The organism is Promicromonospora noduliphila, assembly GCF_056951025.1.
Window position 1 is genome coordinate 5,231,086 of record NZ_CM167806.1, and the last position, 13,670, is coordinate 5,244,755.

A 13,670-nucleotide genomic window follows, 5' to 3' on the forward strand; every position below is an offset into this window, starting at 1 on the left:
CAGGTGTCAGGGCAGGCGCCCGACGTCGACGACGTTGCGCAGCGGCCGCCGCGCGAGCCATCGGTCCAGGTTGTCGAGGAAGATCGCCGTGCCGCGGTCCGCGGTCGAGGGCGTCGTCGCCCCGTTGTGCGGGGTGACGATCGTGCGGGGCAGGTCCCACAGGGGTGAGTCGGGGGGCAAGGGCTCGGTGGCGTGCGCGTCCAGGCCCGCGCCGGCGACGACGCCGTCGCGGACGGCGGCCACCAGGTCGTCCTCCCGCACGATCCCGCCGCGCGAGACCACCACGAGGTGGCCCTCCGGGCCCAGCGCACGCAGGGTGCGCAGCCCGATCGCCCCGGCGGTCTCGTTCGTGAGCGGCGCGGCGACGACCAGGAAGTCGCTCGCGGCGGCCAGCTCGTCCACCGCGCCCGGCGGCAGCATCCGGTCCACGGGGTCGCCGGGCTCGGCGGGCCGACGGCGCAGCCCCACCACGCGCATGCCGAACGCCCGGGCCCGCACGGCGAGCTCGCGTCCGACGTTGCCGTACCCGTAGATGCCCACCGTCCGGCCGTACAGCTCGTCGTGCGTGAACCGCTCCCAGCGGTGCTCCCGCTGTGCGGCGGCCCAGCGCGGGGCCTGCCGGCCCAGCATCATCATGAGCATGAGCGCCTGCTCGGCGAGCGGGACCGCCCCGTTGCCCGCCGACGACGTCACGGTCACGGCGCCCGGCTCCGGCGCCGTCGCGCGCCGGCGCAGCGCGGGCCCGACGTCGCCCTCCACGCCGGCCGCCCACGAGTGCACCCAGGCGAGGTGCGGCATGCGCGCGACCTCGTCGTCGGTGAGTCGTCCGGCGGCGACGGTCGCGCGCGCCAGCGCGTCGGCGTCGTCGGCCGAGGCGATGACGACCCCCGGGTGTGCCGCACGCACCGCGTCCACGACCCGGTCGCCCTGCCCGCCGCGGACGACGATCACGTCAGCCACGGGAGCCTCCCTGGTCCTCGACGACAACCACCTCGAGCTCGGCCACCGTAGCGAGCCGCACGACCAGGTCGTCGCCGTCGTCCACGACCACGGCCTCGCCGGCGAGGGCGCGCGCGGGCGAGCCCGCCAGGCCCGCCAGCCGCAGCACGACGTCGTGCAACGGCACCGCCGGGCCGTAGCCGTTGCCCCGCTGCCCGGAGTGGTTGAGCAGGTGCACCACGAGCCCGGCCGCCGACCGCCCGACGACCACCTCGAGCTGCTCCGGCCCGTCGAGGACGACGGGCAGGCTGCGGCTCCCGCCTGCCCGCGCCTCACCGAGCCGGGCCTCGCCCGGCCCCGCGAGCAGCCGCTCGACCACGAGGTCGACCACCAGGTCGCGCAGCGCGGTGAGCCCCGTGTCCCGGTACGCCGTGCCGACCACCCAGGGAAGCTGGACCACCGTGCCCGCCCCGTGCCCGCGCGACCCGCAGACGAGCTCGTGGCCCGGCACGTGGCCGTACGCCTTCTCCGGCGGCCCGTAGGGTGCGCTCTCGACGAGGCGGTGCCGCAGCGTCACGTCGGGGCGCCAGGCCAGCCGGTGGTGGCGGCCGTGCCGCGGCACGACGCGCGTGCCCTCGACGCCGCTGGCCCCGGCACCGTCCGCCCCGGCACCCTCCGCCCCAGCGCCGTCGGCCGTGTCGATCTGGACGTAGCTCGACCTGAGGGTGTCCCGGTCGCTGTCCACGGCGGTCACCCGCAGCCCGGGAAACCAGTCGAGCACCGAGCCGTCCGGGCCGATGCCGCTGCGCCCCGTCGCCACCACCGAGCCACCGGCCAGGACGAACCGCTCCAGCGCCTCGGCCGCGCCGTCGGGCAGGGACGGCAGGTCGGGCAGCACGAGCACCCGGAACCGGTCGGCGGCCAGGCCGGGCAGGGCCCCGACGGGCACGACGTCGAAGGGCACGTGGCGTTCGACCAGCCCGGTCAGCAGGCCGCGGTGCTCGGCGACGCCGGTGCCGAACCGGCCGTCGTCGTCCAGGGGGTCGGGACGGACCAGGCCCACCGCTGCCGCCGGGACGAGCCCCGTGTACACGTCGCTGTGGTCCCGGTGGAACCGGGTGACCGCGGCCGCGGCGGACAGCCCGCCGTACACGATGCCGCGGGCCGGACCCATCACGTAGGTCGAGGGGTTGGCGCCGCGTGCGACGGCCTGGGCCAGGTACTGGCCGAGCATCTCGGGCTGCTCGCCGGCGAGCCGGTACGGCATGTCCCAGAAGGCGACAGCGTTGACGAGCACCGGCTTGCCGGGCTGCACTGTCCGCAGCGCGCTGACGGCCTCCCCCGTGGCGTACGGCCACAGCGTGCGCCCGATCGCGTTGTTCGCCTCGTGGAACAGCACGTCGGCGGCGGTGCCGAGGATGAGCCCGGCGTCGGGCCGGCGGGCGGCGATGTGTGCCCGCACGCGTGCGGTCAGCGCGTCGATGGTGGCCGCGGCGTAACCGCGCCACTCCCGGTAGTGCTCGTCGCCCGCGCGGTCGGGCAGGCGGTCGAGCCCGGTGTGCTCGCGGAACCCGGTGACGCAGGCGGCACAGTGGCAGACGCCGTGCACCCGGCCCGCGTAGTCGGTCTCGTTGAAGCCGAACCAGTTGAAGAAGAACCCGTCCACCTCGTAGCGGTCGAGCACCTCGTCGAGCACGTCGAAGATCCGCCGCTGGTAGTACCCGGCACTGGGGCAGACGCTGACCAGCCCCTCGAACTCCTGGCGCTCACCCGACGGCGACACGAAGAGCCACTCCGGGTGCGCGTCGGCGATCGCGGGGGCGACCTTCGAGAAGTCCATCCGCGCCAGCAGCCGCACGCCACGCCGTCGCGCCGCCGCAAGGGCGTCGCCAACCAGGTCGCCGCCAGGCCGTTCGGCCAGGTGCGGGTTGCGGGTCTGGAAGTCGAGCCCCGTCGGGTAGTGCGAGAGGATGCCACCCACGTTGAGCAGCCACACGTTCGCGCCGTGCTCCTGGACCGCGTCGAGCGTGCGCTCGACGTCGAGCCCCGCGTCGATCTCGCGCAGGTTGGTCTGGAAGACCTGGAACGGCTCGTCCCACCAGCCGGGGCGCACCTGTTCCTCGACGCCCACGTGCTGCGCGGTGAGGCTCATCGCGCCCCCGCCCCGTCCGGCGTCGCCCGGCCCGGCGTCACCCCGTTGAGCTCGCGGGCGAGCGCCACCAGCGCCGAGTGGTCGAGCCCGCCGTCGCCGCGCTGCACGAGCGACTGGACCAGCCGGCCCACCAGACCAGTCACGGGCAGCACGGCCCCGCGAGCCCGCGCGGCACCCTCGACGATGCCGAGGTCCTTGTGGTGCAGCTCCAGGCGGAACCCCGGGGTGAAGTCGCCGGCGAGCACACCGGCCGCCTTGCGGTCGAGGACCGTGCTCCCGCCGAGACCGCCGGCGATCACCGACAGGCCCGCGGCGACGTCGGCGTCGTGCGCCTCCAGGAACACGACCGCCTCCGCGAGCGCCTGCAGGTGGGTGGCGACGACGAGCTGGTTGGCCGCCTTGACGACCTGGCCGTCGCCCGCCTCGCCCACGCGGACCACGGTGGTGCCCAGCGCGCCGAGCAGACCCCGCCAGCGTTCGGCCACGGCCTCCGGCCCGCCGACCATGATCGACAGGGTTCCCTCGCGGGCCCCCGCCTCACCACCGGAGACCGGGGCGTCGAGCGCGTCGTGGCCGGCCCGCGTGAACCGCCCGGCGATCTCCCGGGCCGTCCCCGGTTCGATGGTGCTCATGTCGATGTAGGCGCCCGACGGCCCGAGGTGCTCGAGCACGCCGCCCGGGCCGAGGGCGACGGCGCGGACGTCCGGGGTGTCGGGCAGCATGGTGATCACGACGTCGGCGCCGTCGACGGCCTCCGCGAGGCCCGCCACGACCGGCACCCCCAGCTCCGCCGCGCGCTCCCGACCCGCCGCACCGCGGCTGAACGCCCGCACCGTGTGCCCGGCGCGCACGAGGTTCGCCGCCATCGGCCGCCCCATCACACCGAGCCCGACAAAGCCCACGACTGCCATCCGACCGAACTCCCTCGTTGCAGATCTATCGATTGATCACTACAGCACCGCCAGCGAATAAGCACTGGCACGACGAAGGGTATTTCGATATACCTGTGCGGGTCAATGCCGACGATCGGAGTTCGTGATGCCAAGGTTCGCCGCCAACGTGTCCCTGCTGTTCAGCGAGGTGCCGCTGCTGGACCGGTTCCGCCAGGCCCGTGCCGCCGGGTTCGAGGCCGTCGAGTGCTGGTGGCCGTTCGCCACCCCGGACCCTGACGCCGCGGAGGTCCGCACCTTCCTCGACGCCCTCGACGCCGCGGAGGTGCGCCTCACCGGCATCAACCTCTTCGCCGGGGACATGCCGGCCGGCGAGCGCGGCATCGTCTCGCACCCGGACCGGGGCCAGGAGCTGCGGCGGAACCTCGGCGTGGTGCGGACGATCGTCGAGGCGACGGGCTGCGACCGGGTGAACGCGCTGTACGGGCAGCGCCAGGCCGGCGTCCCGGCCGCGGTGCAGGACGAGACGGCGACGCGCAGCCTCCGGCTCGCCGTCGACGTCCTCGCCGACAGCGGCGTGACGGTCCTGGTCGAGCCGCTGACCCGCGGCGAGAACGGCGACTACCCCGTGCGGACGCTCGACGACGCGCTCGCCGTCGTCGACCGGGTGGGCGACGGCACGGCCGTGCTCTTCGACGCCTACCACCTGCACAACAACGGCGCCCGGGTGGCAGAGGACGTGGCGCGGCACATGGGGTCGGTGGGGCACGTGCAGGTCGCCGACTCACCGGGACGCGGCGAGCCGGGCACGGGGACCATCGACTTCGGCGCGTTCTTCCGCGCGCTCGACGAAGCCGGGTACGGCGGCTGGGTCGGCTGCGAGTACCGCCCGACGGGCCCGACGGCGGGGACGCTGGGCTGGCTGCACGACCTATCGGCCTGACCTGCGCCGGCTCACGACCCGACCGTGCGGGCCTTGCGCTCCAGCACCGACCGCTCGGCAGCGTTCCCGCACAGCTCGGCCGCGCGCAGGTACTCGCCGCGGGCCTCCACGGCGCGGCCGAGCCGCGCGAGCAGCTCGCCCCGCACGCCGGGCAGCAGGTGCGACCCGGTCAGCTCGTCCCGGGCGGCCAGCTCGTCGACCAGCCGCAGCCCGAGCTCGGGCCCGTGCGCCATCGCGACGGCCACCGCCCGGTTCAGGTCCACGACGGGTGAGGGGGCGATGCGGCCGAGCGCCTCGTAGAGCACCACGATCCGCTCCCAGTCCGTCTCCGGTACCGACCGCGCCACCGCGTGGCACTCCGCGATGGCAGCCTGGAGGGCGTAGGCGCCCATGCCCGCCGGGCCGACGGCCCGCCGCAGCGCAGCGCGCCCCCGGAGGATCGCCGCCCGGTCCCAGCGGCGCCGGTCCTGGTCCTCCAGGAGCACCGGCTCCCCCGACGGCCCGGTCCGGGCCGGGAACCGCGCCGCCGTCAGCTCCAGCAGCGCGAGCAGGCCGAACGTCTCCGGCTCCGGCGCGAGACGGGCCAGCACGCGCGCCAGGCGCACGGCCTCGCGGGCGAGGTCGTGCCGGATCCAGTCGTCGCCCGACGTCGCCGACGAGCCCTCCGTGAAGATCACGTACAGCACGCCCCGCACCGAGGAGAGCCGGGCGGCCCGGTCCGCGCCGTCGGGCACCTCGAAGGGGACCTGCGCCGCCGCGATCGTCTTCTTGGCGCGCGTGATGCGCGCCTGCACCGTCGCGACAGGCACGAGGAAGGCGCGGGCGATCTCGTCGCTGCTCAGGCCGCCCACGACGCGCAGCGTCAGGGCGATCCGCGCCTCCCGCGACAGCACGGGGTGGCAGGACACGAACATGAGGGCGAGCACGTCGTCGTCGATCCGGTCGGGATCGAACGCACCCGGGTCAGAACCCAGTTCACCTGCGGAGATACCCGTGCCCGACGCCGAAGGCGGCGTCCGGGCGCCCGAGGTCGCCTCCCCCTCGGCCAGGCCCTGCGCGAGCGCCGCGTACCGCTCGTCGCGCCCGGCCCGGCGCCGGTAGGCGTCGATCGCCCGGCGCCGGGCCGTCGCGATGAGCCAGCCCGCCGGGTCACGCGGCGCGCCGTCGCGTGGCCAGGAGACGAGCGCCGCGGCGAGCGCCTCCTGGGCCACGTCCTCGGCGAGCTCGAAGTCGCGCGTGTACCGCGTGAGCGCGCCGACGATGCGCGCCGACTCGATCCGCCAGACCGCCTCGACGGCCCGCCGGGCGGCGTTCTCGCTCACGTGCGTGTCCTGCCCGGTGGTCAGAGCTGGCCGGTGGACTCGCGCCAGGCGCGCTCCTTCTGGATCCACTCGTTGTCCTGCGGGAACTCGTCGATCTGGGTGACCCGGCGGATCTCCGCCTTGCTGCCCGGCCCGGCCAGGGGCGCGCGCTTGGCCCACTCGACGGCCTCCTCCTTCGAGGCGACGTCCAGGATCCAGAAGCCGCCGAACAGCTCCTTGGTCTCGCCGTACGGGCCGTCGGTCACGGCCGGCGGCTCGGACGAGTAGTCGACGACGACGCCCTGCGCCGCGTCGTCGAGGCCCTCGGCCGCCACGAGCACGCCGGCCTGGATCAGCTCGTCGTTGAACTTGCCCATCTGGTTCATGATCTGCTCGAAGTCGACGTCCGCGAAGGCGGCCCAGGTCTCGTCGGTCGCGCGCATGATCAGCATGTACTTCGCCATGGTTCCTTCTCCTGTGGATGCTCCGGGTCCCTGGTGGGACCTTCTCATCCACTGGTCGAACGGGAAAGCAGTGGATCGACACGGCCCGAGAATTTCTTCGCGCACGTCTTCACGCGCGGTGCCGGGTGGGTTCCGCGCGTCACACCGACCTGGCTTGCCACGCGCGCGGGGCGTGCGGAACCCTTGATCTTCATGACGCTCGAATCGATTGAGCCGGTGGAGGCCGACGCCGAGGCCCCCACGGCATCCGGCAGGTCCCGTCGACGCCGTGACACGCCGGAGAAGCCCGCGATCCCGGGCCCGGTGAAAGGACCGTCGAGCGACGGCGCCTCCCCGCGTGCATGGGACGGGCGCAGCAAGTTCCCGCAGATCGCGGACTACGGCTTCCTGTCCGACTGCGAGACCAACGCGCTGATCGCGCCGTCGGGCAGCGTGGAGTGGATGTGCATCCCCCGCCCCGACTCGCCCAGCATCTTCGCGAAGATCCTCGACCGCGGGGCCGGCTACTTCCGCGTCGGGCCGCACGGGGTGCGCGTGCCCGTCGCGCGGCGCTACCTGCCCGGCACCCTCATCCTCGAGACCACCTGGCAGACCTCGACGGGGTGGCTCGTGGTGCGCGACGCCATGCTGATGGGCCCGTGGCACGACGTCGAGTCGCGCTCCGGCACGCACCGCCGCACCCCGACGGACGACGACGCCGAGCACATCCTGATGCGCACCATCAAGTGCGTCTCCGGCACGGTGGACCTCGAGGTCGTGTGCGAGCCCCGGCCCGACTACGCGCGGGAAGAGGTCGAGTGGGAGTACGAGAACTCCGGCTACTCGAAGGTCATCGCGCGCGGCAGTGACGCGAACCCGGACCTGCACATGACGTCCAGCCTGCGGTTCGGCCTGGAGAGCAAGCGGGCCATCGCGCGCACCCGGATGACGCAGGACACCACGCACTTCGTCGCGATGTCGTGGGGGTCCCAGTCCGCACCGGACACCTACGCGGAGGCGCTCGACGCCATGTGGCGCACCGAGCGGTTCTGGCGGGACTGGATCACGCAGGGCCAGTTCCCCGACCACCCGTGGCGCGCCTACCTGCAGCGGTCGGCGCTCACCCTGAAGGGCCTCACCTACTCCCCGACGGGCGCGCTGATCGCCGCCGCGACGACGTCGCTGCCCGAGACGCCGGGCGGGGAGCGCAACTGGGACTACCGGTACGCCTGGATCCGGGACTCGACGTTCGCGCTCTGGGGCCTGTACACCCTCGGCCTGGACCGTGAGGCCGACGACTTCTTCTCGTTCATCCAGGACGTCTGCCGCGACAACCGGCAGCTCCAGATCATGTACGGCGTGGGCGGCGAGGAGACGCTCGACGAGTTCGAGCTGTCTCAGATGTCCGGCTACGAGGGGGCGCAGCCCGTCCGGGTCGGCAACGCCGCGTACAACCAGAGCCAGCACGACGTGTGGGGCGCCGTGCTGGACTCGGTGTGGCTGCACGCCAAGTCGCGCGACCAGCTCCCCGAGTCGCTCTGGCAGATCCTCAAGCGCCAGGTCGAGGAGGCGGCCAAGCACTGGCACAAGCCCGACCGGGGCATCTGGGAGGTGCGCGGCGAGCCGCAGCACTTCACCAGCTCCAAGCTCATGTGCTGGGTGGCGATGGACCGCGGCGCGAAGCTCGCCCGGCTGTACGACGAGCTCGACTACGCGAAGGCCTGGCAGAAGGTCGCCGACGAGATCGCCGACGACATCTGCACCAAGGGCGTCGACGAGCGCGGCGTCTTCACCCAGCGCTACGGCGCCCCGGCGCTCGACGCGTCGCTGCTGCTCGTGCCGCTGCTGCGGTTCCTGCCGCCGGACGACCCGCGCGTGCGCGCCACGGTGCTGGCCATCGCGGACGAGCTCACCGAGGACGGCCTGGTGCTGCGGTACCGCACGGACGAGACGGACGACGGGCTGCGCGGCGAGGAGGGCACGTTCACCATCTGCTCGTTCTGGCTGGTGTCCGCGCTCGTGGAGATCGGCGAGGTCGACCGCGCCAGGGCGCTGTGCGAGCGGCTGCTCGGCTACGCCTCGTCGCTCAACCTCTATGCGGAGGAGATCGACCCGCGCAGCGGCAGGCACCTGGGCAACTTCCCGCAGGCGTTCACGCACCTCGCGCTGATCAACGCCGTGATGCACGTGATCAGGGCCGAGAGCGGCGAGGCGGAGCACGGCTACTTCGGGGCGCCCCGCCAGGTCTGACCTACTCTGGTCCGCGTCAGGCCCTCAGGTCACCCGGGTGACCTGAGGGCCTGACGCATGGGGCCTTGTCACTTCCTGGCTAATGAGAGTAGCTTTATGGCTATGTCAACCAGCCAGAGCGATCGGGTCACCTTCCTATCCACCGCCGAGGGCCGCATCGCCTACACCGACACGGGCTCCGGCCCGCTCGTCGTCGCCGTCCCCGGCATGGGCGACCTGCGGTCCACCTACGACGACCTCGCGCCGGCGCTCGTCGACGCCGGCTACCGCGTCGTCGTCGCCGACCTGCGTGGTCACGGCGACTCCGACACCACGTTCCGCACGCACGGCGACGAGGCCACCGGCGGGGACCTCCTCGCTCTCGTCGAGCATCTCGACGCCGGCCCGGCGGTGCTGCTCGGCAACTCGATGGGTGCGTCGTCGGCCGCGTGGGCCGCCGCCGAGCGTCCGGACCTGGTGCGCGGCCTGGTCCTGCTCAGCCCCCTGCTGCGCAACCCGGAGCTGTCCCCGACAGCGCAGTGGGCGCTGCGGCTGGGCTACCGGGTCCTGCTCACCCGGCCGTGGGGCGCCGCGTTCTGGGGGTCCTACTACTCGTCGATCACGAAGGGCCGCCGCTCGCCCCGGCACGCCGAGCACGTCGCGGCGGTCCGGCGGGCCCTGGGCGAGCCGGGGCACCTGCGCTCCTTCCGCGAGCTCGCCCTGGCGCTCGACCACTCGGTGGTCGAGGCACGGCTGGCCGCCGTCACGGCTCCCGCCCTGGTCGTGGCCGGGTCGCTCGACCCCGACTTCGCCGACCCGGCGGCCGAGCTGGACTGGATGACCGAGACGATCGGCGCGCGCGGCCTCCTGGTCGACGAGGTGGGCCACTACCCGCAGCACCAGGCGCCCGACGTCGTCGTGCCCGCGGTGCTCGACTTCCTCGCCGGGCTCCCGCGGCTGCCGGAGGCACCGGACTCCCCCGCCGCCCGGGCCCAGGACGGCGACCAGCGTGCCTAGGGCCGGCCTGTCCCAGGACGCCGTCGTGCGCCTGGCCGTCCAGGTGGTCGACGACGGCGAGTCGCGCGGGTTCGCCGAGCTCAGCCTGGCGAAGGTCGCCGCGAAGGCCGGCGTCGCGGCCCCGAGCCTCTACAAGCACGTCGGCTCGCTCGCGGACCTGCGCCGCGAGGTCGCGCTGATCTGCATCCGGGAGCTCACCGCCGCCGGAACCTCCGCGACGGTCGGCCGCGCCGGGCCGGATGCGCTCCGCGCGCTGGCGCGCGCCTGGCGCACCTACGCCCACGAGCACCCCGGGCGGTACGCGGCGGGGCAGATCGGCCCCGACCCCGAGGACCCGGCCGACGCCCGGCTCCGCTCCGCCGCCGCCGACGGCGTTCAGGTGGTCGTCGCCGTGCTGCAGGGCTTCGACCTCCCGGAGAACCGCGTGATCGACGCCGTCCGCGCCGTCCGGTCCGGTCTGCACGGCTTCGTGACGCTCGAGCTCGGCGGCGGCTTCCGCATGCGGGAGGACGTCGACCAGAGCTTCGCCGTGCTGCTCGACATGCTCGTCGCGGGCGTCACGGCGCTCGCCGCGACGGACGCTCCCGCGCGGACGAAGGCGGCCGGCTGACCAAACGGCGCTGCGCACGCTCGACGGCCCGCGCACGACAGAGGCGTGGATCCGAACCGGATCCACGCCTCTGTCGTGTCTGGCGACCGGCCCACCCGCGGCAGCGGGCGAGCCGGGCGGCGTCAGTCGCTGCTCTGGAAGATCGCCAGCAGGCGCAGGATCTCCAGGTACAGCCAGATCAGCGTCACCAGCAGGCCGAAGGCCGCCGCCCACGCCATCCTGGCCGGCGCACCGGCCTCGACACCCCGCTTGATGGAGTCGAAGTCCACGATCAGCGAGGCAGCCGCCAGACCGACGGCGATGAGGCCGACGACGATGCCGACGATGCCGCCGCCCCACGAGCGCATGCCGAACTCACCGAGCACACCCGTCCACATCAGGATGACGTTGAGCAGGGAGAACACCAGGTAGCCGACCATGGCGATCATCAGCCAGCGCGTGAACTTGGGCGTCACGCGGACCCGGCCGCTCCGGAACAGGAACAGGCTCACCGCGAACACGGAGACCGTGCCGAGGACGGCCTGCAGCACCACGCCGTCGTAGAGCGTGTTGTAGTTCAGCGAGATCGCGCCGAGGAACGCGCCCTGGAACACCGTGTAGATCACGATGAGCGCGGGGCTCGGGTTCCGCTTGAACGCGTTGACCAGGCCAAGGACCAGGCCGCCGAGCGCGCCCACGATCATGACCGTGAACAGCATCTCCCGCGGCACCAGCGTCCACGTCGCCGCCGCCACCACGACCAGGAGGGCGAGCAGCCCACCGGTCTTGATGATCACGTCGTCGTAGGTCAGCCGTTTGGTGTCCGCCGTGGTGGCGGACGGCGACTGGTACATCGCGTCGAGCTCCGACGCGTCCATCGCCTGCTGTCCCGCCGCGCCGTACTGACCGTACTGGCCAGGCTGCGGCGGAGTGCCGTATGCGGGACTCTGGTTGGGGTAGGTGGCGGTGCCGCCGCGGCGTGCACCGGCAGCACCGGTGCGACGGGGCTCACCGAAGACGTCGCTTCTCGAAAAGACGGGGTTGCTCATCTGCTCCTCCTGGTCTGTCTGACCATCCTAGGGAACGCAGCGGACGGTTCAGGAGTTCCCGGGTCATACCAATGGATGAAGTGGGTCCGTCCACGGGATGATCAGGGCTGTTTATGGGTGCGGCGGTCGCCGTCGGCTCCATAGTCTCGTGGCAACCACCCCGGCGTACCAGATGGAAGGGCAAGTGATGATCGAGGCCAGAGGCCTGACGAAGAGGTACGGCGCGAAGACGGCGGTGAACGACGTCTCGTTCACCGTACAGCCGGGCCAGGTGACGGGCTTCCTGGGCCCGAACGGTGCCGGCAAGTCCACCACGATGCGCATGATCGTGGGGCTGGACCGGCCCACGTCCGGCTCGGTGACCGTGAACGGCAAGCCGTACGGGGCGCACCGCCGTCCGCTCGCGGAAGTGGGTGCCCTGCTCGACGCGAAGGCCGTGCACACCGGCCGCTCCGCGCGCAACCACCTGCTCGCCATGGCCGCGACGCACGGGATCGCGACCAAGCGGGTCGACGAGGTGATCGAGCTCACCGGCCTGCAGTCCGTGGCGGGCAAGCGCGTGGGCGGCTTCTCGCTCGGCATGGGCCAGCGCCTCGGCATCGCGGCGGCCCTGCTCGGCGACCCGCGCACGCTCATCCTCGACGAGCCCGTCAACGGGCTCGACCCCGAGGGCGTGCTCTGGGTGCGCAACATCGCGAAGTTCCTGGCGTCCGAGGGGCGCACGGTCTTCCTGTCCAGCCACCTGATGAGCGAGGTCGCCCTCACGGCCGACCACGTGATCGTGATCGGCAAGGGCCGCATCCTCGCCGACGCCCCGGTCGCGGAGTTCGTCGACGGCGCGGCGCGCAAGGTCGTGCGCGTCCGGTCGCCGCAGGCCACCGTGCTCGTCGAGCTCCTGAAGGGCACCGACGCCGAGGTGGACGACGTCGAGCCGGGCCTGCTGGAGATCCGGGGCACCGACGCCGCCACCGTGGGCGAGCTCGCCGCCTCGGCGCGCGTGGTGCTGCACGAGCTCACGACCGTCGCCTCCACGCTCGAGGAGGCCTACATGTCCCTCACCGCCGACGCGGTGGAGTACCAGTCAGAGGACCTCGCCGCCGTCGCCGCGGCGACGTCCCACCTCGAGGGGAGCAAGGCATGAGCGCGACGGCCACCGCCGCGGCAGGCGGTCCGGTGTCAGGCGGTCCGGTGTCAGGCACGACGGCGGAGCACACCCCGGTGCACAACGTCACCTTCTGGCGCGTGCTGCACTCGGAGTGGGTCAAGCTGTGGACGCTACGTTCGACCTGGTGGACGCTGGGGTCGACCGTCGTGGTGATGGTCGGCTTCGCGCTGATGCTGGCGTTCGTGGTGCAGCTCGTCGGGAACGAGATGGAGGGCGCCGCGCCGGAGGAACAGGCCGCCGCGGCGGGCGGCTTCCTCGGCGGGACGACGGTCGTGACCTCCGGCTACGAGATGGCGGCCCTCGTGGTCGCGGTGCTCGGCGCGCTCATGATCACCGGCGAGTACTCCACGGGGATGATCCGGTCCACGTTCGCCGCCGTGCCGAAGCGCCTCCCGGCCTTCTTCGGCAAGGCGGTGGTGCTCGTGCTGGTGACGGCGCTGCTCACGGCCGTGTCCCTCGCGCTGAGCTGGCTGGTGACCTACCCGCTGCTGAACGCCAACGACGCGACCGTCGACTTCGGCGACGGCACGCAGGTGCGGTCGCTGTTCGGCACCGTGCTGTACGTGACCCTCGTGGCCCTGTTCGCCCTGGGCGTCGGCACGCTGCTGCGGCACACGGCCGGCGCGATCTTCACGGTGGTCGCGATCTTCCTCGTGATCCCGACGATCTTCCAGATCGCCACCTTCGCGGCCGACCAGCTCGAGTGGGTCGGGGTCGTGAACAAGATGCTGCCGAGCGTGGCGGGTGCGCAGATCACGCCGTCGGCGGGCGCGTTCCCCGACGTGCTCGAACCGTGGGTGGGCATCAGCGTGCTGGCCGGCTACACGGCGCTGGCGCTGGCGGGCGCGGCGACGCGCCTGAAGCTGCAGGACGCCTGAGCGGCTCGCGGAACGTTGCCTCGCGGGGATGGGTTTCGGAGAGTAGACAGTGTCTACTCTCCGAAACCCATCCCC

The 13,670-nt window shown here is 73.1% G+C and carries 12 protein-coding genes; 6 read left to right on the forward strand and 6 right to left on the reverse strand.

The features are described from left to right. Window positions 1-6: 6 nt before the first annotated feature. The 3 genes from AC0QU1_RS22750 to AC0QU1_RS22760 are packed head-to-tail and all read right to left on the reverse strand — an operon-like array spanning window position 7 to window position 4,002. Window positions 7-960, reverse strand: a complete 954-nt coding sequence (locus tag AC0QU1_RS22750; RefSeq protein ID WP_483572651.1) for a D-2-hydroxyacid dehydrogenase — start codon at window positions 958-960, stop codon at window positions 7-9. Further along, a complete protein-coding gene (locus tag AC0QU1_RS22755) occupies window positions 953-3,091 on the reverse strand; it encodes a beta-galactosidase trimerization domain-containing protein (RefSeq protein WP_483572652.1) in 2,139 nt (712 codons plus the stop codon). Before AC0QU1_RS22755 ends, AC0QU1_RS22750 begins: the two co-directional genes overlap by 8 nt. Next, entirely contained in the window at window positions 3,088-4,002 is a 915-nt protein-coding gene (locus AC0QU1_RS22760) for an NAD(P)-dependent oxidoreductase (RefSeq protein ID WP_483572653.1), read from the reverse strand. The genes AC0QU1_RS22755 and AC0QU1_RS22760 overlap by 4 nt, the downstream gene beginning before the upstream one ends. A 127-nt stretch (window positions 4,003-4,129) precedes the next feature. On the opposite strand from AC0QU1_RS22760, the gene AC0QU1_RS22765 reads away from it, so the two are divergent. Next, window positions 4,130-4,924: a hydroxypyruvate isomerase family protein gene (locus tag AC0QU1_RS22765; RefSeq protein WP_483572654.1), complete on the forward strand. Its 795-nt coding sequence runs from the start codon at window positions 4,130-4,132 to the stop codon at window positions 4,922-4,924. An 11-nt stretch (window positions 4,925-4,935) separates the two neighbouring features. Here AC0QU1_RS22765 and AC0QU1_RS22770 read toward each other — a convergent pair whose 3' ends face one another. Further along, window positions 4,936-6,246 (reverse strand): RNA polymerase sigma factor, encoded by a 1,311-nt coding sequence (locus tag AC0QU1_RS22770; protein ID WP_483572656.1) that lies wholly within the window; start codon window positions 6,244-6,246, stop codon window positions 4,936-4,938. 20 nt (window positions 6,247-6,266) lie between these two features. Next, entirely contained in the window at window positions 6,267-6,689 is a 423-nt protein-coding gene (locus tag AC0QU1_RS22775) for a YciI family protein (RefSeq protein ID WP_483572657.1), read from the reverse strand. A 192-nt stretch (window positions 6,690-6,881) separates the two neighbouring features. Here AC0QU1_RS22775 and AC0QU1_RS22780 point away from each other — a divergent pair, with 192 nt between their 5' ends. From AC0QU1_RS22780 to AC0QU1_RS22790, 3 genes are all read left to right on the forward strand, one after another. Next, the gene (locus AC0QU1_RS22780; protein ID WP_483572658.1) at window positions 6,882-8,918 is read left to right on the forward strand and encodes a glycoside hydrolase family 15 protein; all 2,037 of its coding nucleotides are present in this window, start codon (window positions 6,882-6,884) and stop codon (window positions 8,916-8,918) included. 102 nt (window positions 8,919-9,020) lie between these two features. After that, a complete protein-coding gene (locus tag AC0QU1_RS22785; protein WP_483572659.1) occupies window positions 9,021-9,914 on the forward strand; it encodes an alpha/beta fold hydrolase in 894 nt (297 codons plus the stop codon). After that, the gene (locus AC0QU1_RS22790; protein ID WP_483572660.1) at window positions 9,907-10,524 is read left to right on the forward strand and encodes a TetR/AcrR family transcriptional regulator; all 618 of its coding nucleotides are present in this window, start codon (window positions 9,907-9,909) and stop codon (window positions 10,522-10,524) included. The genes AC0QU1_RS22785 and AC0QU1_RS22790 overlap by 8 nt, the downstream gene beginning before the upstream one ends. Window positions 10,525-10,646: 122 nt before the next feature. On the opposite strand, the gene AC0QU1_RS22795 is transcribed toward AC0QU1_RS22790, so the two are convergent. Then, complete coding sequence (locus tag AC0QU1_RS22795; RefSeq protein ID WP_483572661.1) at window positions 10,647-11,552, reverse strand: Bax inhibitor-1/YccA family protein; 906 nt, start codon at window positions 11,550-11,552, stop codon at window positions 10,647-10,649. A 187-nt stretch (window positions 11,553-11,739) separates the two neighbouring features. Here AC0QU1_RS22795 and AC0QU1_RS22800 point away from each other — a divergent pair, with 187 nt between their 5' ends. Together AC0QU1_RS22800 and AC0QU1_RS22805 are read left to right on the forward strand one after the other, a co-directional pair. Beyond that, window positions 11,740-12,693 carry an ABC transporter ATP-binding protein gene (locus AC0QU1_RS22800; RefSeq protein WP_483572663.1) on the forward strand — a complete coding sequence of 318 codons (954 nt, stop codon included), beginning with the start codon at window positions 11,740-11,742 and terminating at the stop codon, window positions 12,691-12,693. Further along, a complete protein-coding gene (locus AC0QU1_RS22805; RefSeq protein ID WP_483572664.1) occupies window positions 12,690-13,595 on the forward strand; it encodes an ABC transporter permease in 906 nt (301 codons plus the stop codon). Before AC0QU1_RS22800 ends, AC0QU1_RS22805 begins: the two co-directional genes overlap by 4 nt. The last annotated feature ends 75 nt before the right edge of the window (window positions 13,596-13,670 follow it).

Coding starts and splice junctions, on each gene's coding strand:
- AC0QU1_RS22755 (WP_483572652.1), bottom strand. CDS start 3,091: ATGAGCCTCACCGCGCAGCACGTGGGCGTCGAGGAACAGGTGCGCCCC.
- AC0QU1_RS22760 (WP_483572653.1), bottom strand. CDS start 4,002: ATGGCAGTCGTGGGCTTTGTCGGGCTCGGTGTGATGGGGCGGCCGATG.
- AC0QU1_RS22765 (WP_483572654.1), top strand. CDS start 4,130: ATGCCAAGGTTCGCCGCCAACGTGTCCCTGCTGTTCAGCGAGGTGCCG.
- AC0QU1_RS22775 (WP_483572657.1), bottom strand. CDS start 6,689: ATGGCGAAGTACATGCTGATCATGCGCGCGACCGACGAGACCTGGGCC.
- AC0QU1_RS22780 (WP_483572658.1), top strand. CDS start 6,882: ATGACGCTCGAATCGATTGAGCCGGTGGAGGCCGACGCCGAGGCCCCC.
- AC0QU1_RS22785 (WP_483572659.1), top strand. CDS start 9,021: ATGTCAACCAGCCAGAGCGATCGGGTCACCTTCCTATCCACCGCCGAG.
- AC0QU1_RS22795 (WP_483572661.1), bottom strand. CDS start 11,552: ATGAGCAACCCCGTCTTTTCGAGAAGCGACGTCTTCGGTGAGCCCCGT.
- AC0QU1_RS22800 (WP_483572663.1), top strand. CDS start 11,740: ATGATCGAGGCCAGAGGCCTGACGAAGAGGTACGGCGCGAAGACGGCG.
- AC0QU1_RS22805 (WP_483572664.1), top strand. CDS start 12,690: ATGAGCGCGACGGCCACCGCCGCGGCAGGCGGTCCGGTGTCAGGCGGT.